A 19,644-nucleotide genomic window follows, 5' to 3' on the forward strand; every position below is an offset into this window, starting at 1 on the left:
AAGTACATAATAACGTTCTTTTGTGAAATTTATGTGAAATAAATTAATTAAAATTATACTTTTAGGTATTATTTACTATATTTAATTCCAACTACTTCAGTTTTTTAAGTTTTTTGACAAAACTATATAAATTGTTTATTTGCCTAGTTTATCACCTAAAATAGGTATTTCAACAGAAAACCTTACACCGTCATCTATATTTTCTACTTTAGCAATACCTCCATGAAGTTGCGCTATTAATTTTACAATTGCCAGTCCTACCCCATGCCCTCCATATTTCCTAGACCTTGATTTATCTACTTTATAATATAAATCCCAAATTTTTTCAATATCTTCCATTAGTATATGATTTCCTGTATTAAAAACACTTATTTCTATTCCATTTTCATTTTTTTCAGCAGTCAATTGAATAAAATTTCTTCCCTCTACATGATCAATAGCATTCGTAATAAAATTGTTTACAGCTTTCTCTAACATATCACGATCAGCAGATATTACATAATTACTTACGCACTTAAAATCAAAAGTAATACCTTTGTCAATAAATGTAGGCTTAAATCGTTCTGCTATTTTAGATATAAATTCACCACTATCAAAATTGGTTGTATTCATTTCAATCATTCCTGCTTCCATCTTAGAATGATTTAAAAGTTCACGTACTAAGTTGTCCATTCTATCACATTCTTCCACTAGTACTGAACAATACTTCGCCATTTTTTCCTTATCATCTACCACACCATATTTTAGACCTTCAGCATATCCCTTAATTATTCCTATTGGAGTTTTTAATTCATGGGACATATTACTAACAAGTTGTTTTCGACGTTCTACATCCTGCTTAAGCTCATTAATACTAGAACTTAATTTTTCAGAAATTCTATTAATGCTTTGCCCTAATTTTCCAATTTCATCTTGTGACTCAATATGTACAAGTTTATCAAATTCAAGGTTTGATATATTCTCTGCAACATTACTCATTTCTATAATAGGTTTTGTTATTTTCTTTGAAAAGATAAGTATTATTATGCCACCAATTAAAATCACAATGAAGCCTGCAATTAGATAGAATTGATTTGCTATTGAAACACTTTGGTCAATACTCTTAAAAGGTTTTTTTAGAATAATGTATTCTCCATTACTCATCTTTAATACAAAAACTAATTTGTTTGTTTGATCATTGTTTTTTTCTTCAGTATAATATAAAAATTTCTTTGAAAGTTTCTTTTCATTATCTAAAATAATTTGTTTAATTTCTTTGGATAAACGTTTACCATTAGCATCCTTTTGTGGGCTAATAGAATTGTATTCGATGTTGAAATTTTGATCAACAATGGTTGTTCTTATATTTTCAATATTCTCTATGGTGCTTATGTACTCATAGCTATTTTCTTTATTCCTAATATACTCACTGCTAATTTTTTCACTTGTCGATATAAGTATACCTTTGTTTTTATAAATATAATATGATTCTAGAAATATTGAATTTATAAATATACCCAATGCTACTAAGGAAACCATAAATATTGAAAATATTAAAAATAGCTTTGTCTTAATTGTATTCATAATTTTTTCACCTCAAACATATAGCCACTACCCCGAACTGTCTTTATATACTCACTACATTTTAAAAGTTTAGCCCTTAAAGTTTTTATATGTGTATCTATAGTTCGTATATCTCCATCAAAGTCATATCCCCATACTTTGTATAATATTTGTTCTCGTGTTAATACTCTATCACTATTTTTCACAAAATAAATAAGAAGACTATATTCTTTATGGTTTAATTCAACTTCTAAATCATCTACTCTTACTTTATGTGTTGTTTGGTTTATTTTTATTTGTCCTGCAATTATTTCATCAAATCTTGCTTTCTTTAATTTTCTTACAATGGTATTGAGACGAGCAACAAATATTTTATAACTAAACGGTTTGGCAATATACTCATCTGCTCCTTTCTCAAGTCCAAAAATCTCATTTTTTTCGTTTGCTAGTGCTGTTAACATTATTATAGGCACATCTGAATGTTCCCTAATTTCATTAAGGACTTCCCACCCATCATATTTAGGCATCATTACATCCAATATTATAAGATCAATATCATTTGATCCAAAGAAAATATCAATTGCTTCTTTTCCATCACTTGCTTCAACTGGAATATAACCTTCATTTTTCACTATATCACACACAAGATCTCTAAAAACTGGTTCATCCTCTGCTATAAGAATTTTAATACCCATATACACACACCCTTAGATATATTTTTTATTACTATAATAACATAATTAATAGTATTAGTAATTATAAAATCATAAGGCTTATGATTATACGTATAGCTTTTTACTTTGGGTATCTATATGCTAAAACCATTTGTTTTTCTTAAACCAAAGCACACAAATAACAACTATACTAATACTTATTAATATAACAATGGGATAACTATAACTCCAACTATATTCTGGCATATTAAAATTCATTCCATACCATCCTACTATTAGAGTAAGTGGCAAAAATATTGTTGTAACAACTGTAAACAGCTTCATTAAAGTATTCTGATTTATATCTACTTGAGCTTGATATGCTTCTCTAACTTGTGTAACATAATCTCTTAAATTATTTACGCCTTGATATAATCTATTAATACGATTAGTAAACATTCTAAAATATTTAATTGTCTTTTTCTCTATAAGTTCATTATCATTTTCTTCAATAGATTCTGCAATATTTAAAAGTCGTTCATAGTAACGTTTTAGCTTTAACAATTTTTTTCTAAGGATAATTATTTTATTTAAATAATTATCCTCTTTTGAAGTTATTAATCCTTCTTCAAGCTTTGTAATTTCTTGTTCAATACTTTCGATGAAGTATGTATCTTCTGACGTAAGTCTATCAAAGAATATATAAAGCATTTTACTAAGGTTTGTAAATTTAATTTCGCTAGCTTTAGTTTTAGAAATTATGTCATCTATAGTAGAATTGTTATCACATATAAATACAAGAAGATTTTTAGAAAAAATTATACATACTTTCTTTGATGGCTTTAATACATCATTAATTTCAGGAATTTTTAGACATATGTAATCAAATCCCTCATAACTCTCAAATTTAGATGATCTTCCATTTATACATTCATAAGATATCTTTTCATTTATATTAAGCTTGCCAGCCACCAATTCCAATTGTTCAAATTTAATAGCACTAACAAATGACTTATCAGTATTTAAACTTATATTATCAATAGAGTCTTCAGTTAAAGTATCATTATTTAAAGAATATATCATTATTATCACCTGTTTTTCAATATTTTACTATATTCTATCATATAGACATGACTCTGAACAATAAATCTTTAATACATATTGAGTAAGTAAAAGTGAAGATTTATTCTATTTTTTATATAAAAAATAGAAATGAGTCATATTAAGAAAAAATCTTAATATGACTCATTTATGACTATTTTCAAATAAACTGAATATTCTCCATTTATATAGAAATAGATGCTTTATACTTTAAAATTAGATATCTGTTCTTTTAATTTTTTCGAATTTGTTTTAGCCTTTAATGCCTCATTTAATACATCATTAGATTTATTATTTACGCCTAAAACTCTATTGGCTATAACTGAAGTTCCATCTGCTCCTTCAGTAGCTGCACTTGCTACCCCATCTATAGTTCTTAGTATATTTTCTACAGATAATAAAAGTTCTTCCGAAGTTGTACTTAAATCTAATGAAAAATCTTTATAATATAAAGCATCATTATTATATTGGTGGCTTATCTCAACTAAAGTTTTATAATCTTTTAATACTCTATTTTCTATAAAACTAAGCATATTGTTGGAATTATCAGTCAAATCTTCAACAGAAGATAATATAATTTCTGTTGTGCTTTGTATTTTATTTATAGTATCGCTAGATTGTTCTGCTAATTTTCTTATTTCTTCTGCTACTACACTAAATCCTCTACCAGCTTCACCAGCCCTTGCAGCTTCTATAGCTGCATTAAGTGCAAGTAAGTTAGTTTGCGAGGTTATTTGAAGTATAGAATCTGATAAAACATTTATTTGCTCTACAGCTTTAGCTTTTTCAATGGAATGTTTCAATCTAAGCTCTGTCTCTTTAAACATTTTCTCAGTTTCCTTTTGATTATTTTCTGAAGTCCCCATTATATTTTTAGCTTTTTCACTTATATAAGTTGCTTTTTCTTCAACACATTGTGATTTTTTCGCCATAGAATTAACTATTACTTCGATTTCTTTCGAAGTTGCTGACATTTCTTCTGCTGATGCTGCTGTTTCTTCTATACTTGCTGAGAGTTCTTCTGTGGTAGCTGAAACTTCTTCTACATCATCATTTAGATATTCCACTTTATTATTTATTGTTTCAATAACATTATCTATATCTTTGTATACAATTGCTACACTGCTTATCAAGTCTTTTAAAGAATTCTGAACCTTATTGATTGATAATACTATATCCTCGATTTCATCGTTTGTTTTTATGTTTATATTATCCGTTAAATCTCCATCACCTATTTTACCTAAAACATTTTGTATTTTCATAATATTTTTACTTATTTTCTTAGAGTATACATAAACCATAATGAAAGCTAAAATACTTAAAATAACAACTGTAAAAATTATTGTTTTTAATAAAGTAGTTCTAACACTTTCAAACATACTTGTGTCTATATCTACACCTGTAATAGCTATAATCTTTCCTTCAGAATTTTTAATTGGTGCATAAGCAGAAATAAAAGTACCATACTCATCTGTTTCTGATTTATCGGTTACCGTAACTTTACCTTTAAAAGCTTCTTCCATCTTGCTATCCATAGTATAATCTTCTAGAAATTCTGATGGTTCTACTGAAACGTCAACTAAAAATTTAGCTTGAGTATCCTGTACCTTTAAAAGTGTATAAAAATTCCTTGCAACACTTTTTGATTTAGCTGAACTCATTGAACTCAATATATCTTGATATTCTACACTATCTTCTGATTTATCTTTTATAACCTTTTCAAGTTTGTTTCCATCAATACAGCTGTTTAACTCTGAAACACATTGCGTAGCTGTTTCTTTAAGTTCCTTTTCAAATTTATCGAACATAATGAAATTCACTGAAACTAAGATTATAGCCATAGCAAATAAAATCGTTAACATCATTTTTAATATTTTTGTCCCAAACTTACTCATATTTCACCCCTAAAATAATATTACTTGTATCATAACAATTAGTATTTATTTTAAATTCTCGTAATTTTCAACAGATTTTTTCTCTTCATATCAAATTTATTTTGAATTTTTAATAAAAATTCAAATTATTGTAAAGTCATTCTAAATGTATTTTTACATATATATAAATGATCTATATTAAGAATAAAATCTTAATATAGATCAGTTGCGATAATGAACTTATATTACAGTTAATGGCACAGAGCTAACACTTAAGTATGCACTGTAAAATCTTTAACGCAACTTATATAGATCATTTATATTTTATTATTTTATAAACTTATAAAAAATAACGTCCTTATATATTGCTTTTGCCACATAAGTTAGACTCCACCAGAATTTATTTCACAAGTCTTTCTTCAAAATATTAAATAACTCTTAATACTTCCACTCCCATATTAGAATTTTTTTCAATAGCTTTAATAGTATTATCTATATGAGCAAAAATCTCTTTTGATAGTTTTTCAGCTTGTAAATATAAGTTTTGTGCTTGTGCTTGATTATTTATATTAACTGAATTAACCATCTTTGTTCCCATGCTATGCAATTCATTATGTACTTTATCAATGGCTGTCCATTCTTTAACTATATCAGGATGAGTTATATTCATAGAATGATAAAAATGTCCAAAAGCACATTTTTTTGAATTTGTTTGAATAGGATAAGTTTTCATTTCATCTAAAATTCGTTTTAAATTTATCATCCAATTATTATGAGCTTCTTTAGCTTTTAATAAGTTATTTAACAATTCCTCATTTGTTATTGCATTTATTCCACCATTTAAAGATGATATCATATCTTTTATAATTTCACTAAGCTCGTTATCAATTTTTGATATTTGTTTTGCATTTTCTGCACTTTGAGTGGCATCAGCATGAATTTCCTGTGTCATGTAGTTTAACTTTTCTGCATCTTTAGTTGATGAATCCATAGCTAAATTTATTTGTTTTGTTGCTTCTTTTATGTCTCCCATAGATTCTGATATTTGATCAACATCTTTAATTGTATCCTTAAGAAGTAATACATTTTCTTCAATGGTATCTTGTATCGTATCCAATTTTGAATTCATGTTATTAGTAGAGTTTATTGTATTATCAATACTTTCTTTACCATCTGTGGCTGCCTTATGTATATTATTCATAAAAACTCTCATGTCATCTAATCTTGTTTTAGTGCTATCTGCTAATTTTCTAATTTCATCAGCTACAACTGCAAAACCTTTCCCCGCTTCTCCTGCACGTGCAGCTTCAATAGAAGCATTTAGTGCTAATAAATTTGTTTGCTCTGCTATCTCTTCAACTCCATTTACTATTTTATTTACTTTATTAGCCATATTAACTAGTTGATTTATTTGTTCATTCATTGTACTTACATCTGTTATAACATTTTCTTTTAAGGCCTTAACTTCATTTAATTGCAGTATGCTTTCATCATTTTTTTGAACTAAAGCATGTGAAGATTTAGATAGCTGATTCATTGTATTAGAAGTATAAACTATTGAATTATTTACTTGATTCATACTTGCAGTAATTTCTTCTACTATGGCAAGATTAGATTCACTTACCATTGACATATCTTTTGCAAAATCAATTAATTTATTAGCTGAATATGTTGTTTTAACATCAAAGTCACTTAAAGAAGAAGTGCTACTTAACATTTTTTTGAACTTATAGACATTTTCTTTTCATTCTCTAAAAGTCTATCAAAGTGTTTAACCAAAGTTTTATGAATAGGATAATCTACCTTAAAATTTTCAACTACTTTACCACTAATCCTATCTTCAACATTTTTAATTATACAAACTGCTTCATCACATGGTGCTTTTTTAAAGAATTTCATCATAACTCTCCCTTCAAATTTTAACAATTCTCTATATTTTTAGAAATATTTAATTTAAAAATTTATAACTGAATTTATAATATTTTAATTTAAGTATATAGATACTAACAATATAATGCAATATATGTAAAAAAAAATTTTTTTAACAATCTTTGCTATATGTGGACTACAACTTTTGCATTATATACATAAAATTCTAGCTTAATTTTTTTGCTATGTTAAATGTGATATATAAATTTATTTCATTCCCAATAACTCTATAGCATGGAATCAAGATGGCAATTTTCCCATTTGGCTAATCACCATTTTATAATATTGTCCCTTTTTATCCATAAGACTTTTATGATTTCCCCTTTCTAATATTCTTCCATCACCAATTACCATAATGTAATCAGCATCTATAATGGTAGACAAACGATGTGCTATCAAAAAACTTGTGCGATTCTTCATTAAACTTAGCAATGCATGCTGAATGTCTTTTTCAGTTTTTGTATCAACACTACTGGTTGCTTCATCTAAAATTAAAATAGGACTATCACATAATACTGCTCTAGCAATGGATACGAGTTGCCGTTGCCCCTGACTTAAATTATCTGTAGCTCCAGACATCATTGTATGATACCCTTTTGGTAATTTATCAATAAAATCGTGAGCATGAGCTATTTTAGCAGCGTTTATTACCTGTTCATCAGTTGCATCCTTTTGTGAGTAACGAATATTATCCATAATTGTACCAGTAAAAAGACAGGTGTCTTGTAGCACTACTGAAAAGCATTTTTTAAGGCTATTTCGTTTTAAATTTGTGATTGGTTCATTATCAATTAAAATTCTGCCACTGTCAACATCATAAAAGCGAGTGAGAAGATTGACAATAGTAGTTTTCCCTGCACCGGTTTCACCTACTAAAGCAACTGATTCTCCTGCTTTGACGCTAAAGTTTATATTATTTAATATAGGAGTAGACTTATCATATGAAAAACACACATTTTCAAAAGTAACATCACCATTTGGATGCTCTATATCAATAGCATTTTGAATATCAGCGCATTCCTCTTCATTATCCAAAATTTCAAAAACACGTTCTGCTCCGGCAAGTGCTGATTGAATGGTATTGAACATACCTGCAACGGAATTAAGTGGTTGCGAAAATTGTTTTGAATAACTCATAAAACTAACCACAGTTCCAACGTTCAGGCCGTATCTTACTGACAATACACCACCTACAATGGCAACAATTGCGAAAATTAAATTGTTGATAACATTCATAAGTGGCATCATATATCCAGACCATATTTGTGCCTTATTACTGCTTTCATACAGTTTTTCATTAATTTCTTCAAACTGTTTTAGAATATCCTGTTGCTTACCAAAGGCTTTTACCATTTTTAATCCCAGTATATTTTCCTCAATTACTCCATTGAGTGAACCAAGACTTTTCTGCTGTGCCGAAAAATAAGCACGACTTTTTGATGCAATTACACGTGTTAAAAGCATCACAAGAGGAATACATAATAAAACAACTAGTGTAAGGGGTACATTTAGTATTATCATAACTACAAAAGAACCCACTAGTGTTAAAACACTTGATATTAATTGTGTAGTTGTTTGTGCAATAGTAGAGCTAATATTGTCTACATCATTTGTAATTCTGCTCATTATATCACCGTGAGAGCTTGTATCATAGAACTTCAATGGAATTTTTTGCATCTTTTCAAAAAATTCTGTACGTATGACAAGGACAAGCTTTTGTGAAACTTTAAGCATAATAACTCCATTGAGACATGAAATGAGCCAATTGGCTACATATAAGGCCACAATTATCATTAAAAGCCACATAATCGTTTTTGTGTCAACTGTTCTAGTTGTAATTTTAAAGGTATCAAAGGTTTTTCCTATAAAGTAAGGAATTGCAACAGAAATAACTGACGAAAAAGCTGTAAGTATCATAGCTGCAAAGATTGTTTTAGCAAAGCGCATATATATTTTTATGATACGCATTAGTGTACCTTTTGTATTTTTAGGTTTTGCAGTTGGTGCAAAACGGTTTCCACCGTGACCTCCCATTCTCCCACCAATAGATGGTACTTTTGCTTCTGCTCTAGAAAATTGTTGTGCCATGTATTTTACGCCTCCTTGCTGCTTTCTATTTGTGTTTTATAAATATCTTGATATATTTTGCAATTCTGCATAAGCTCATTATGTGTACCATATCCAACTTTTATCCCATTGCTGATTACTAAAATTTTATCCGCAAACATGGCTGTCCCACAGCGTTGAGTAATAGTAATTATGGTTTGGTTTCTTGTTTTAGACTTTAGATTTTCTAGCACTTTAGCTTCAGTTACTGCGTCTAGTGCGCTGGTTGCATCATCTAGTATAAGTACTGAAGAATTTTTAAGTATTCCGCGAGCTATTGAAATGCGTTGCTTTTGCCCACCTGAAACATTAACTCCAGCGCTTCCTAAAAAACTTTCATAGCCATTTTTCATCTTCAGAGCAAAACCCGCTTGTGCCTTATTTGCAGCCTGATGTAACATTTCATTTGTGGCCTCCTTGTTACCCCATCTAATATTTTCAGCAATAGAGCCTGAAAAAAGCATTGGTTTTTGTGGTACAATAGCAATATTATTGCGCACTGAATCAATATTTAGTGCTTTAATATCACAGCCGTTAACCAAAATTTTTCCACTGTTTACATCATAAAATCGCAAAAGTAACCAAGCAATTGTAGATTTACCGCTTCCTGTTGGTCCAATTATTGCTAAACTTTGTCCATTTTTAATAGAAAATGATAGATCTTTTAAGGCAGGCACACCACTGCCATTAGGGTATGAAAATGTGACGTTTTTAAACTCAATGTCACCATTTAATTCTTTTATTTCACCACTTTGAGTAAAATCTCCATCATAATCAAATACTTCTTTAATACGTGTGGTAGAAGCCTTTGTTCTCACAAAGGTATTAAATACATTTGTTATCATAATTAAAGATGTAAGAATTTGTGCCATATAAATTGTAAATGCTGTAATATCACCTGTGTTTGCAAGATTTAAAGAAAACAACCTGCTCCCAGTGAAAATTACAATTACTGTACCAATTCCAACGGCAAGTGTCATAAGTGGTGACACTAAGGTAATAACCATTTGAGATGATATATACTTTTCCATTAAATTCTTATTTGCATTTTCAAACTTATGCGTTTCCTTGCCATATGTTCCAAAGGCCTTAACCAAGCGCACTCCTATAAGATACTCCTGCACAACTGAATTTACCTTATCCATAGCATTTTGTAATTTATAAAAACGAGGATAGCTTAACTTCATGCTAACTATAATAAGAATAACAACAACTACTACTACACTGTAAATAATAAGACTTAGCTTAAAATTAAGCAAAGTTGCAAGTACGATACTTCCAACACATGTAATAGGCGCTTTTAGAAAAATTCGCATAATTCCATTTACAAACTGTGTGATTTGTGCTGTATCGTTTGTCATACGTGTAATAAGTGAACCACTTTCAATTTTATCAGCACTTGCTTCAGAAAAATATAAAATTTTTTCAAACAAATCATATCGCAAATTTGCTCCCATACGTTGGGATACTTTACTTGCCAAAATATTTCGAGTAACTGCAAAGCAGGCTCCAATAGCAGTGACTATAAGCATAAGCATCCCCCAATAATAAACCTTAGAAAGTGACCCTTGTTCAATTCCTGTATTAATGATATTTGACATAAGTGTAGGACCAAGCAAATCGCAAATTGCCTCAAATGCAACGCAAGAAACAGCTACCCCAAACGGAATTTTATATTTTTTAAAGTACTTGCTGTATAAGTTCATATTTGTTATCCCTTTCTTTCGTTTAAAGTATAATTCTCACATCATATTATACATCTTTTTTACTCTAAAACTAACAGTTATAGTCACAACATATCTAGTTCTATTGATAATAGAAAGCTAATTTATGTAGTCTCATTCTTCTTCATACTCTGATTTAACTGTATTATAAACCTCTTTGGGATCAGTAATTAAGTCCTTCTTTAAAATTGTCAATAAACCAGTACCTGTATACTCAGGGTATAATTGAACCTTTACTATTGTCGCAAGCAACAAGAAGCCCTAATACAACTGTAATTAATAAAGTTCCTACGATTCTTTTAATATTTTTATTCATATTATCACTCACTCTTTTAAATTTGTTTTTATTAGATTTTCTTTTTATTAAGTTTTACTATAATTTTAATTTCATATGAGAAAACACACACTATAATTCAACTCCAGGAGATTATGATACAAATAAATTAACGGACATCCATTCATCAGAGTCAGACCCTTCTTCTTATGATAGAAATATAAGGCAGGCTACTAGTAAATATATTTATAATTCAAATGACAGAAACATTAAAAGTGAAAATAGTTACACGTTATACAGAACTCAATAGCTGATAATATATGGACCTGTTGTGAGTGTTTTGCTGAATCTATTATTATAGGCAGGAATTAATTCCTGCCTATAATAATATTAGTTAATAAAGAGAATTTCTTTAAAATTACACTGTATCATTCTGTTCTTTTTTAAAGAAAATAAGATAAACTATTTCAAGAATTCCAACTGTATTTACTATTAAGAGCGTAATAAACCATACTAATTGTTTATTACGGGCAGAATGCCAAAGGGCTATACCTTTCCAGACAATTGACCAAGCAATTAATAAATAAAGTATCGGACTATTTGGATTTAAAACTTGCATTATATTACTCATTTTTTCCCTCCCAATAGAGATATTTTTATTGCACAAGTTAATACATAATAATTTATAATTTAATGTCATTTAATAAGTCTATTTTATCATATAATCATAATAAAATACCTTTTTACCTCTTCTAAATAAAAAGCAACTCTAAACTAAAAGTCTAAAGCTGCTCTTAACTTTTTAAGATTTCAATAAAAAACAATATTGCTTTCATATCACATATAATATCAGCCACTAATTAAAATACTTTGCTTCTAATTCTTCTAGAATTTCAATATAATGAACCTGAATACCATTTTTATCTGCTTCTTCTTCAAAGGATTGTGTTTGTCTATTTATACTATCTAATACTTCTGGTGCAAGCTCTTTCGCAGCAAAGGTATATACTATTGAATCTTCTTTGCTGATATGTCTTACCATGTGATTAGTATAACCAATTGCATTAGCAATAACATCCAACATGCTTTCTTCTTCTCCGGACTTCATGCGTTTAAGAGCTTCTCTTAATTCGCTGATAAATAATCTACCCCAGTCGTGTTCTACAAGCATTCCATGTGTAACTACGTTTGTTCCGATTTTGCCCAAATTAACCACCATTTCTTTAAAAAGGAACTTCTCCTCTTTTCCATGATGATGAGCATCTGCATAATTACGAACAAAGTCAATCATTTTATCAAAGTCTTCATAACAGATTTCTCCACTTTCTAAAATTCTATTGCATGCCTTTCTCATAACCTTAAGCATCCTGATGATATTTTTATGTTCTTCTATCATTAATTCAATACTATTCATTTCATCATCACCTTCTTATCATATTAGTAACTTCATCAACCTTTTCGTACTCCAAAACTGTTCCTATAAGCATACCCTTTATAAATTCTTCTCTAAGGGAATAATAGATATTTATATCTCCACCTACTTCTTCCCAATAGTTTTTATGTACACAGATACTTCTCCTCCATACTACTTTTTCTTCACTTTCTTCAATTACTGTATTTGCATGATCACAAGGCATTCCATCTAACAAGCTGTCATTGATTACTTTGTATGCCTCTGCTGCATTATCTGTATTAATAGATTCTGATTTTTCTTTACCTTTTTTCTTAAAAATTGATTCAATTTTTGTAATTATATCTGGATTCTTTTCTTTAAGTAATGTTACACTATAAGCTAATTTGCATTCTATTATGGCTATTTGATTCTGTAACCATCCATGAATATTTCCTTCATCTATAACCTTTTCTAAAGATTTTGTCTCAGATACACCATATTTCGTATCTAATTCCTCTCTTAACCCTGGTTGTAAGTCTTCGCTTAATCTTAAAATTTCTTCTACTATATCTTGTTGAATTTGTATTTTATTATATAGCCAAAAATGAATTGGTCCTAAAAATGCGCTCATACCTTATCTCCTTATATTCCTTTTAATTATTATTGCAACTTATATACACTTACTTACATTATTTATTTAATGCTTCTAATAATTTTTCTAAGTTTATTCCATGAACCTTAGCAGCCTCTTCAATTGTTTCTGCCTGAAGTAATAAGTTATTATTTTTAATGGTTACTCTCTATGTCATAGTATATTACTTAATTTATTTTCAATCTGTAACATATGTTACAATATTTTTTTTATTTACAGTTATACTCCTTGTTGCAAACAAGCTTTTAAATCATCATCTGGTTCACTTATAGCTTGTAAGTTAAAATCATTTGTCTAACTTTTTTCCAACTGCAGCAAGGTATACTACAAATTCTTTATCCCCGTCTAGTTCTAAAAGTGTATCTATCATTTTCTGGTCATATATGCCTATAGCACAAGTTCCAGCTCCAACAGATTCACTAGCTAAATAAAGATTTTGGCATACGTGTCCAATATCTATTAGAATTTTTTTATGAGCTGTAATATCAAACTTCCACTCAGAACGATATGGAATCGTACTCCATGCAAATATAACTGAAGCTTTCTTAGCAAAATTAGGTACAAAAGGCTGTTCCAGAGTAATCTCATCTATTTTTTTATCTATTCCTTCTATTTCAAACATTAATAGAAGTTTATGATTTAATGGATCATATGTATATATCCCTTTTTTTATTGATACCACGTTCAAAATGAACAGATATGTTTCAAAAGAATGTGTTGCACCACTACAAGGAACTGTTCTAAACGTAAGCCCAGCCTTATTGGTACCAGTAATCCCCTGAGTCGCCCATAATAAATATGATAGTTCCTCAAGACTCATTGCCTCATTAGAATAAAACCTTGTGCTTCTTCTTTCACTTATACACTCATAGATATTTTGTTTTTTTACAACGTCTCCACTTACCTTTGGAAGATCAATAATATCACAAAATGAGCTATATGGTTTAACACTATCTGGCTGAGGTATTCCTTTCATTTTATCAGTTTTTATATTTTTAAACTCATCAAAGTTAGACTTTAGAAATTTTCTCTGTTCTTCATATCTTTCCATAATTTCTCTCCTCTCTGTTTACTAAATAATATAAGATTCCATAGAAGTTAATTTTGTTTAACTTATGAATTTATTGTATTATTGAAATCAGCTTTAAAACTGTTTATTCTATATGTCATAGTATATTACCTAATTTATTTTTAATCTGTAACTCATGTTACAATTTATTTTTTTATTCATACCTATTTTTAATTTATTGTCTAAAAATTATACTTTAGGTGTAAATAGACAATATCCTATTTCATCACACCTTTTCTTCATATCTTCCCATGTTTCCTTTTCTGTTATAGATTCTATTGCTGTATATAATTCATCATCAAACATACATGTAAAATATTGACCTTGATATATAAACCTTGCTATTACTTTAGAATCCTTTTTATCATTTTTAGTTGGACTATTGTCTTCTAATTCTTTTGTTTTATTAACATGATAAGGATTTACTAAACATAATCTTATGCCTCTATTTTTCAAATAGTAGGCGATGTTCTTCCAGTAATGACCCGTTGGCTCCATACCTACAAGAGTATGAACTGTTCCATATTTTTTAGGTTTATACATCTTAGCGAATAAACTATCTATTATTTGAATATGAATTACAAGTTTATAAACAATTAATTTTCTTAATTAGAACTTATATATAATAAAAACTACTGTGATAATGCTCACAGTAGTTTTTATTATATTATGCTATTCTAGTTTAAATATTATTAAATATACTAAGGAGGTAAAAATGAAAAAAATTTTTTCTTATATTATGGCTTTAATTCATCATCAACACAATTTTTTTTTACTAAATAAGGCTAAGAAATCATTATTAATAGGACTATGTGTTTTTACATGTGTTTTTATAATAACTAAATTGGGATATTATTCTAAAGTAACATTATTGATTCCACCTATAGCAGCCAGTTGTGTAATAATTTTCACACTACCACAAAGTCCATTTTCTAGTCCAAAAAATATTTTATTAGGGCATGTGCTTAGTGGATCTATTGGTGTAATTATTGCAAACTTAATGGGAGTTACTTCATTAAGTTTATCTATTGCATTAAGCTTAACCGTATTTTCCATGTTAGTAACAGATACTTTGCACCCTCCTGCAGGAGCAACTACGATTTTAATTATGCTAACTAACGCTAAATGGTATTTTATTTTTTTTCCACTAGGAATAGGAGCTATTATACTATGTATGATCTCAATTTTCTATAGGAAACTACATGAATTTATAAAAAAACAGAATCCATCAAATTTTTCTATATAGAGATAGCGCCAACATTTCCCGCAATATTGGCGCTACTCCATATAATATATTAGTAACATTTATTACTATCTTGAGTTCTCACTATAGGGTGTTAACTGTATCTTCTGTAATATCTCTAAGATTGTTCCCCGCTGAATATAATCTATCCGTTAAACCATTGGATTTTCTAGTTCTAAATATATTCATTTATTCTCCTTGTGTAATTCTTCTCTCATCATTAAAGTACTTCTGAAATCTTCTTAAAACTTATATTTTATATCACTTGGTATTTATTCAATTTATATACATAAAATACATTTATATTTACATGATAACAATTACCATATAAATATAATGTAACATATGTTACTATATTATTTAATCAATTATAGATTTCCAAAAAATATTTATAACATAATTAATCTTTGATTTACTTTATGTTATAATAAAATTTCAAAATACAAAGAAGATATGGAGAAATTTATTAATGAATATAGTAAGTTTAACTGATATTGCTAATCTATCAATTTTCAATAATTTAAATACTACTACACTAGAAAATTTGAGATGTAAAGCAACAAAATTCAAATTAGATAAAGGACGTTTATTATTTTTTGAAAAAGACATTGTTAATTCAGTTTATATAGTATTAGAAGGTAAAGTATCTTTATTTAGAACCTTAGCGGATGGACACAAAAAGATTTTTTTTATATTAAATGAAGGTGAAATAATAAATGAAGTAATATTTGATAATTTACCCACGTCTGTATCCTGTGAAGCTTTTGATGATAGCATTATTTTGGCATTTAACAAGACTGACTTGTTAAATATTATGAGCACAGATTTTCAGTTAACTGAAAAAATTATAAATCATATGAGTAAAAAAATTAGAAGACTTTATAGACAGCTAAAAAATACAGTACCCATAAAAGTTGATAAAAGAGTAGCTGCTAAACTTTGGAAATTATCTAAAGATTATGGTATTGAATTAGAAGATGGAACTCTTATTGATTTAAATATAAGTATCTCATATTTAGCAGACATGATAGGAAGTGCAAGAGAAACCATTTCGCGTTGCCTTAGAAAGTTAGAAAAAAACGGATTAATAAAATTTGAAGGAAAAAAAATAATAGTTATAAACATAAAAAATTTATCTAAATACTTTAAGGAATAATTATATTTTACTAAAATATCTAAAAGAGCCTGTATAAATTAATCAAGTAATTCCTTCTGCTTCTTCTACTGTAAAAAGGTTATCAAGACGATTGCCTACTCTATATTTCCTACCAAACTTTCCGCCTAAATAGATTGCTACACCTTCCTTTTCTATATCCATGGCTTTAAATGGACATACGCTTATACATTTTTCACAATTTAAGCATTCTTTATAATTCTGGACAGCCAAAAATTTAACACAATTAATTTAATGATTTACTCTCTTCATTACGTCATTATATTATAGAAGAGAAAATTAGTAAAAAAATTTTACCTTAGAGATATAGTTGTTAAGATTGTATAAATATTTTTAAAATAAATATATTTATCTGAAATAGCTATTTTATAAATCATTGCCATACTGCTCAATAATAAAATCTATGAAATACCTACTTGCAATTGGTAATATGTTTTTGTCTTTATATGCTAATGCAATTGTACGAAAAATTTGGGGTGATACTTCTTTTGTCACAATGCTGTAGTGTAATCTGTGTAAGATTAATTTGGGTAAAATGGCAATTCCTAACCCTTTTTCAATCATAGACATTATTGTATAATCATCATGAACTTGATATTGAACATTAGGGTATAAATTATTTTTTTTAAAAATCTCTAGTGGACTACTTAACTGACCTTCATCTAATAAAATAAAAGGCTCATAGGATAATTCTTCTAAAGTTACTTTGTTATAACTAGACAAAGGGTGATCTATAGGCAGTACTGCCAGCATTTCATCTCTTTTTAAAGGGACAGTAGTAAGACCCGATACCGCATCAGGATTTACAAATCCAAAGTCAACACCGCCTTCCTTTACCCATATGGAAATACTTGTATAATCACCTTGCTTAAGTTCAAATTGAACAGAAGGATACATTTCTTTGAAGTCTTTTATCAACTGAGGAAGCCAATTAGAAGAAACACTCGAAAAGGTTCCTATTCGAATAATTCCACTCTGTAGTCCTTGCATTTCTCTATGTTTTTCTATCAGCTCTCTGTTAGCATAATATATATTTTTTATATATGGCAAAATTTCTTCACCATCAGGAGTTAGAGTAATCCCTTTTCTTGAACGCATAATAAGTGTTGTGGAGAGTTCTTCTTCTAGTGAGTGTATCATCTGACTAATTGCTGATTGTGTATATCCAAGTTCTTTAGCAGCTTTAGTAAAACTGCTTGTCTCAATTATTTTCATAAAAGCATTATAACGTTTCATTTCCTTACCTCATTGACATTAGTAAAATTAATATTATCATTATAAATATTCATTTTACTAATGTCAATGAAGGTTGTAAAATAGTATTACTTTAAGAAAACGGAAGGAAGAATTAGAATGGACAATAAAATCGACTGTTTGCAAAGCAGTCAGTTTATAAAAGGTTTCGATAAAAAAATATACCCGTTAAGTAACATGAGTTTTTGGAAAAAAGGTCTTCAGGATGGCATACCCATTGCTCTTGGATACATTGCAGTTTCATTTACTTTTGGTATTTCAGCCCAAAATACTGGTCTCACTGCTTTTCAGGCTGTTATCATGTCTGTAACTAATATTACATCAGCAGGACAATTTGCATCCCTAGAATTGATTAAAGCATCTGCTAGTCTTCTGGAGATGGCAGTTACTCAACTAATTATTAATCTGAGATATTGTTTAATGTCATGTTCTCTGTCCCAAAAATTAAGTAAGAATACTTCATTGATACATAGGTTTTTAATTGCAATAGGAATTACAGATGAGATATTTGGAATTTCAGTATGTTCAGAAGGAAAACTAAATCCATTTTATACATATGGACTAATGACTGTAGCTGTGCCGGGCTGGGCACTTGGAACTTTCTTAGGTGTGGTATCTGGTAATATTCTTCCATCAAGAGTTCTAAGCGCATTAAGTGTAGCTCTTTATAGTATGTTCATTGCAGTAATAATTCCACCTACAAAAGAAAATAAAGTCATAGCTGGTGTGATTATGCTTTCTATGGTTTTAAGTCTGCTGTTTACAAAGACGACTTTACTTAATCAAATATCATCAGGTTTCCGAATTATTATTCTGACAGTTTTAATTTCTGGAATTGCAGCAGTTCTGTTTCCCATAAAGGAGGATACTAATGAGTAATAATATATACATATATATTCTAATAATGGCAAGTGTAACTTATTTAATCAGATTAATTCCAATTACATTAATACAAGAAGAAATTAAGAATACTACCATTCGTTCTTTTTTATACTATGTGCCTTATGTTACTTTAGCAGCGATGACTTTTCCATCAATTCTTAATGCAACTGCAAGTATATGGTCTGCATTATCTGCTCTTATCATAGCAACAGTACTTGCTTATAAAGGGACTAGCTTGTTTAAAATTTCTTTGGCCTCATGTTTTATTGTTTTTTTTATAGAACTTTTTTTATGCTGAAGCCTTATCACGTATATTTCATTTGACTGCCTTTAGGTAACGTCTTCAAAAAAACTATATCTTTATACATTAAAATAACCCATGACAATCCAAATTTTAGATTTTCATGGGTTTCAACGAAATAGAAATTGCCTTTTTACCTTCAAAACTCATTACTATAAGAAATTTTCTCTTAAAGCCTTTAATCATAGCGTTTAGCTGATTTTTAGAAATTCCTGCAACATAGTAATCATTTTTAAACGAACTATCTTTAATTTCCTTTGCTTTTTCAGCTATCTTTTTAGATACATATAATACAGGCAATAACTTATTATCTACCTTGTAAGACTCAATATTTCCAGTTAATTTACCTTTTTTCATTTCAACCATACTATATAAAGGGCTGACTTACGGACAGTTATTTGTATTAAGTATACTTATTTTCTGTAGAATGAGCATATTGTATTATAATTACAATGGAAATGAATAAAATTTAA

At 28.7% G+C, this 19,644-nt stretch carries 19 protein-coding genes and 2 pseudogenes; 4 read left to right on the forward strand and 17 right to left on the reverse strand.

The features are described 5' to 3' along the window. Window positions 1–135 precede the first annotated feature (135 nt). From LLF98_RS08310 to LLF98_RS08370, 14 genes and pseudogenes are all read right to left on the reverse strand, one after another. Window positions 136–1,563 (reverse strand): HAMP domain-containing sensor histidine kinase, encoded by a 1,428-nt coding sequence (locus LLF98_RS08310; RefSeq protein ID WP_291702648.1) that lies wholly within the window; start codon window positions 1,561–1,563, stop codon window positions 136–138. Further along, window positions 1,560–2,237 (reverse strand): response regulator transcription factor, encoded by a 678-nt coding sequence (locus LLF98_RS08315; protein ID WP_291702650.1) that lies wholly within the window; start codon window positions 2,235–2,237, stop codon window positions 1,560–1,562. The genes LLF98_RS08310 and LLF98_RS08315 overlap by 4 nt, the downstream gene beginning before the upstream one ends. A 120-nt stretch (window positions 2,238–2,357) precedes the next feature. Beyond that, window positions 2,358–3,278 (reverse strand): CorA family divalent cation transporter, encoded by a 921-nt coding sequence (locus LLF98_RS08320; protein ID WP_291702652.1) that lies wholly within the window; start codon window positions 3,276–3,278, stop codon window positions 2,358–2,360. 221 nt (window positions 3,279–3,499) lie between these two features. Continuing rightward, a complete protein-coding gene (locus LLF98_RS08325; protein ID WP_291702654.1) occupies window positions 3,500–5,191 on the reverse strand; it encodes a methyl-accepting chemotaxis protein in 1,692 nt (563 codons plus the stop codon). Between the two features lie 406 nt (window positions 5,192–5,597). Further along, complete coding sequence (locus tag LLF98_RS08330; protein WP_291702656.1) at window positions 5,598–6,887, reverse strand: methyl-accepting chemotaxis protein; 1,290 nt, start codon at window positions 6,885–6,887, stop codon at window positions 5,598–5,600. Beyond that, window positions 6,881–7,072, reverse strand: coding sequence for a hypothetical protein (locus LLF98_RS08335; RefSeq protein WP_291702657.1), 192 nt, complete (start codon window positions 7,070–7,072; stop codon window positions 6,881–6,883). The genes LLF98_RS08330 and LLF98_RS08335 overlap by 7 nt, the downstream gene beginning before the upstream one ends. Before the next feature lie 267 nt (window positions 7,073–7,339). Then, window positions 7,340–9,187 (reverse strand): ABC transporter ATP-binding protein, encoded by a 1,848-nt coding sequence (locus LLF98_RS08340; protein ID WP_291702658.1) that lies wholly within the window; start codon window positions 9,185–9,187, stop codon window positions 7,340–7,342. Window positions 9,188–9,192: 5 nt separating this feature from the next. Beyond that, a complete protein-coding gene (locus LLF98_RS08345) occupies window positions 9,193–10,911 on the reverse strand; it encodes an ABC transporter ATP-binding protein (RefSeq protein ID WP_291702659.1) in 1,719 nt (572 codons plus the stop codon). A gap of 710 nt (window positions 10,912–11,621) precedes the next feature. Next, a complete protein-coding gene (locus LLF98_RS08350; protein ID WP_291702660.1) occupies window positions 11,622–11,834 on the reverse strand; it encodes a DUF5652 family protein in 213 nt (70 codons plus the stop codon). A 225-nt stretch (window positions 11,835–12,059) separates the two neighbouring features. Then, window positions 12,060–12,617, reverse strand: coding sequence for a hemerythrin domain-containing protein (locus LLF98_RS08355; protein ID WP_291702661.1), 558 nt, complete (start codon window positions 12,615–12,617; stop codon window positions 12,060–12,062). A 7-nt stretch (window positions 12,618–12,624) separates the two neighbouring features. Next, complete coding sequence (locus LLF98_RS08360) at window positions 12,625–13,227, reverse strand: hypothetical protein (protein ID WP_291702662.1); 603 nt, start codon at window positions 13,225–13,227, stop codon at window positions 12,625–12,627. A gap of 58 nt (window positions 13,228–13,285) precedes the next feature. After that, window positions 13,286–13,363: pseudogene (locus LLF98_RS15415) on the reverse strand (disulfide oxidoreductase); the annotation flags it as partial. A 171-nt stretch (window positions 13,364–13,534) separates the two neighbouring features. After that, window positions 13,535–14,299, reverse strand: coding sequence for a SagB/ThcOx family dehydrogenase (locus LLF98_RS08365; protein ID WP_291702664.1), 765 nt, complete (start codon window positions 14,297–14,299; stop codon window positions 13,535–13,537). 207 nt (window positions 14,300–14,506) lie between these two features. Then, window positions 14,507–14,830, reverse strand: a pseudogene (locus tag LLF98_RS08370) (transposase); the annotation flags it as partial. A 202-nt stretch (window positions 14,831–15,032) separates the two neighbouring features. On the opposite strand from LLF98_RS08370, the gene LLF98_RS08375 reads away from it, so the two are divergent. Both LLF98_RS08375 and LLF98_RS08380 read left to right on the forward strand, forming a co-directional pair. Then, window positions 15,033–15,563 carry an HPP family protein gene (locus LLF98_RS08375; protein WP_291702666.1) on the forward strand — a complete coding sequence of 177 codons (531 nt, stop codon included), beginning with the start codon at window positions 15,033–15,035 and terminating at the stop codon, window positions 15,561–15,563. A 466-nt stretch (window positions 15,564–16,029) separates the two neighbouring features. Next, complete coding sequence (locus LLF98_RS08380; RefSeq protein WP_291702667.1) at window positions 16,030–16,716, forward strand: Crp/Fnr family transcriptional regulator; 687 nt, start codon at window positions 16,030–16,032, stop codon at window positions 16,714–16,716. A gap of 42 nt (window positions 16,717–16,758) precedes the next feature. On the opposite strand, the gene LLF98_RS08385 is transcribed toward LLF98_RS08380, so the two are convergent. Together LLF98_RS08385 and LLF98_RS08390 are read right to left on the reverse strand one after the other, a co-directional pair. Beyond that, the gene (locus LLF98_RS08385) at window positions 16,759–16,947 is read right to left on the reverse strand and encodes a 4Fe-4S dicluster domain-containing protein (RefSeq protein WP_291702669.1); all 189 of its coding nucleotides are present in this window, start codon (window positions 16,945–16,947) and stop codon (window positions 16,759–16,761) included. Window positions 16,948–17,100: 153 nt separating this feature from the next. After that, complete coding sequence (locus LLF98_RS08390; protein WP_291702670.1) at window positions 17,101–17,970, reverse strand: LysR family transcriptional regulator; 870 nt, start codon at window positions 17,968–17,970, stop codon at window positions 17,101–17,103. 117 nt (window positions 17,971–18,087) lie between these two features. Between LLF98_RS08390 and LLF98_RS08395 the strand changes: the two genes are divergently transcribed. Together LLF98_RS08395 and LLF98_RS08400 are read left to right on the forward strand one after the other, a co-directional pair. After that, on the forward strand, window positions 18,088–18,867 hold the full coding sequence (locus tag LLF98_RS08395; protein ID WP_366512082.1) for an AzlC family ABC transporter permease: 780 nt from the start codon (window positions 18,088–18,090) through the stop codon (window positions 18,865–18,867). After that, the gene (locus tag LLF98_RS08400; RefSeq protein WP_291702671.1) at window positions 18,860–19,168 is read left to right on the forward strand and encodes an AzlD domain-containing protein; all 309 of its coding nucleotides are present in this window, start codon (window positions 18,860–18,862) and stop codon (window positions 19,166–19,168) included. The genes LLF98_RS08395 and LLF98_RS08400 overlap by 8 nt, the downstream gene beginning before the upstream one ends. 96 nt (window positions 19,169–19,264) lie before the next feature. Here LLF98_RS08400 and LLF98_RS08405 read toward each other — a convergent pair whose 3' ends face one another. After that, window positions 19,265–19,528: a hypothetical protein gene (locus LLF98_RS08405; protein WP_291702672.1), complete on the reverse strand. Its 264-nt coding sequence runs from the start codon at window positions 19,526–19,528 to the stop codon at window positions 19,265–19,267. Between the last annotated feature and the right edge of the window lie 116 nt (window positions 19,529–19,644).

This window comes from Clostridium sp., from assembly GCF_021372645.1.
GTDB lineage: Bacteria > Bacillota > Clostridia > Clostridiales > Clostridiaceae > Clostridium.

What these genes read in the sequence shown, in the direction of transcription:
- LLF98_RS08310 (WP_291702648.1), bottom strand. Translation starts at nt 1,563, where the DNA reads ATGAATACAATTAAGACAAAGCTATTTTTAATATTTTCAATATTTATG.
- LLF98_RS08315 (WP_291702650.1), bottom strand. Translation starts at nt 2,237, where the DNA reads ATGGGTATTAAAATTCTTATAGCAGAGGATGAACCAGTTTTTAGAGAT.
- LLF98_RS08320 (WP_291702652.1), bottom strand. Translation starts at nt 3,278, where the DNA reads ATGATATATTCTTTAAATAATGATACTTTAACTGAAGACTCTATTGAT.
- LLF98_RS08325 (WP_291702654.1), bottom strand. Translation starts at nt 5,191, where the DNA reads ATGAGTAAGTTTGGGACAAAAATATTAAAAATGATGTTAACGATTTTA.
- LLF98_RS08330 (WP_291702656.1), bottom strand. Translation starts at nt 6,887, where the DNA reads ATGTTAAGTAGCACTTCTTCTTTAAGTGACTTTGATGTTAAAACAACA.
- LLF98_RS08335 (WP_291702657.1), bottom strand. Translation starts at nt 7,072, where the DNA reads ATGATGAAATTCTTTAAAAAAGCACCATGTGATGAAGCAGTTTGTATA.
- LLF98_RS08340 (WP_291702658.1), bottom strand. Translation starts at nt 9,187, where the DNA reads ATGGCACAACAATTTTCTAGAGCAGAAGCAAAAGTACCATCTATTGGT.
- LLF98_RS08345 (WP_291702659.1), bottom strand. Translation starts at nt 10,911, where the DNA reads ATGAACTTATACAGCAAGTACTTTAAAAAATATAAAATTCCGTTTGGG.
- LLF98_RS08350 (WP_291702660.1), bottom strand. Translation starts at nt 11,834, where the DNA reads ATGAGTAATATAATGCAAGTTTTAAATCCAAATAGTCCGATACTTTAT.
- LLF98_RS08355 (WP_291702661.1), bottom strand. Translation starts at nt 12,617, where the DNA reads ATGAATAGTATTGAATTAATGATAGAAGAACATAAAAATATCATCAGG.
- LLF98_RS08360 (WP_291702662.1), bottom strand. Translation starts at nt 13,227, where the DNA reads ATGAGCGCATTTTTAGGACCAATTCATTTTTGGCTATATAATAAAATA.
- LLF98_RS08365 (WP_291702664.1), bottom strand. Translation starts at nt 14,299, where the DNA reads ATGGAAAGATATGAAGAACAGAGAAAATTTCTAAAGTCTAACTTTGAT.
- LLF98_RS08375 (WP_291702666.1), top strand. Translation starts at nt 15,033, where the DNA reads ATGAAAAAAATTTTTTCTTATATTATGGCTTTAATTCATCATCAACAC.
- LLF98_RS08380 (WP_291702667.1), top strand. Translation starts at nt 16,030, where the DNA reads ATGAATATAGTAAGTTTAACTGATATTGCTAATCTATCAATTTTCAAT.
- LLF98_RS08390 (WP_291702670.1), bottom strand. Translation starts at nt 17,970, where the DNA reads ATGAAACGTTATAATGCTTTTATGAAAATAATTGAGACAAGCAGTTTT.
- LLF98_RS08395 (WP_366512082.1), top strand. Translation starts at nt 18,088, where the DNA reads ATGGACAATAAAATCGACTGTTTGCAAAGCAGTCAGTTTATAAAAGGT.
- LLF98_RS08400 (WP_291702671.1), top strand. Translation starts at nt 18,860, where the DNA reads ATGAGTAATAATATATACATATATATTCTAATAATGGCAAGTGTAACT.
- LLF98_RS08405 (WP_291702672.1), bottom strand. Translation starts at nt 19,528, where the DNA reads ATGAAAAAAGGTAAATTAACTGGAAATATTGAGTCTTACAAGGTAGAT.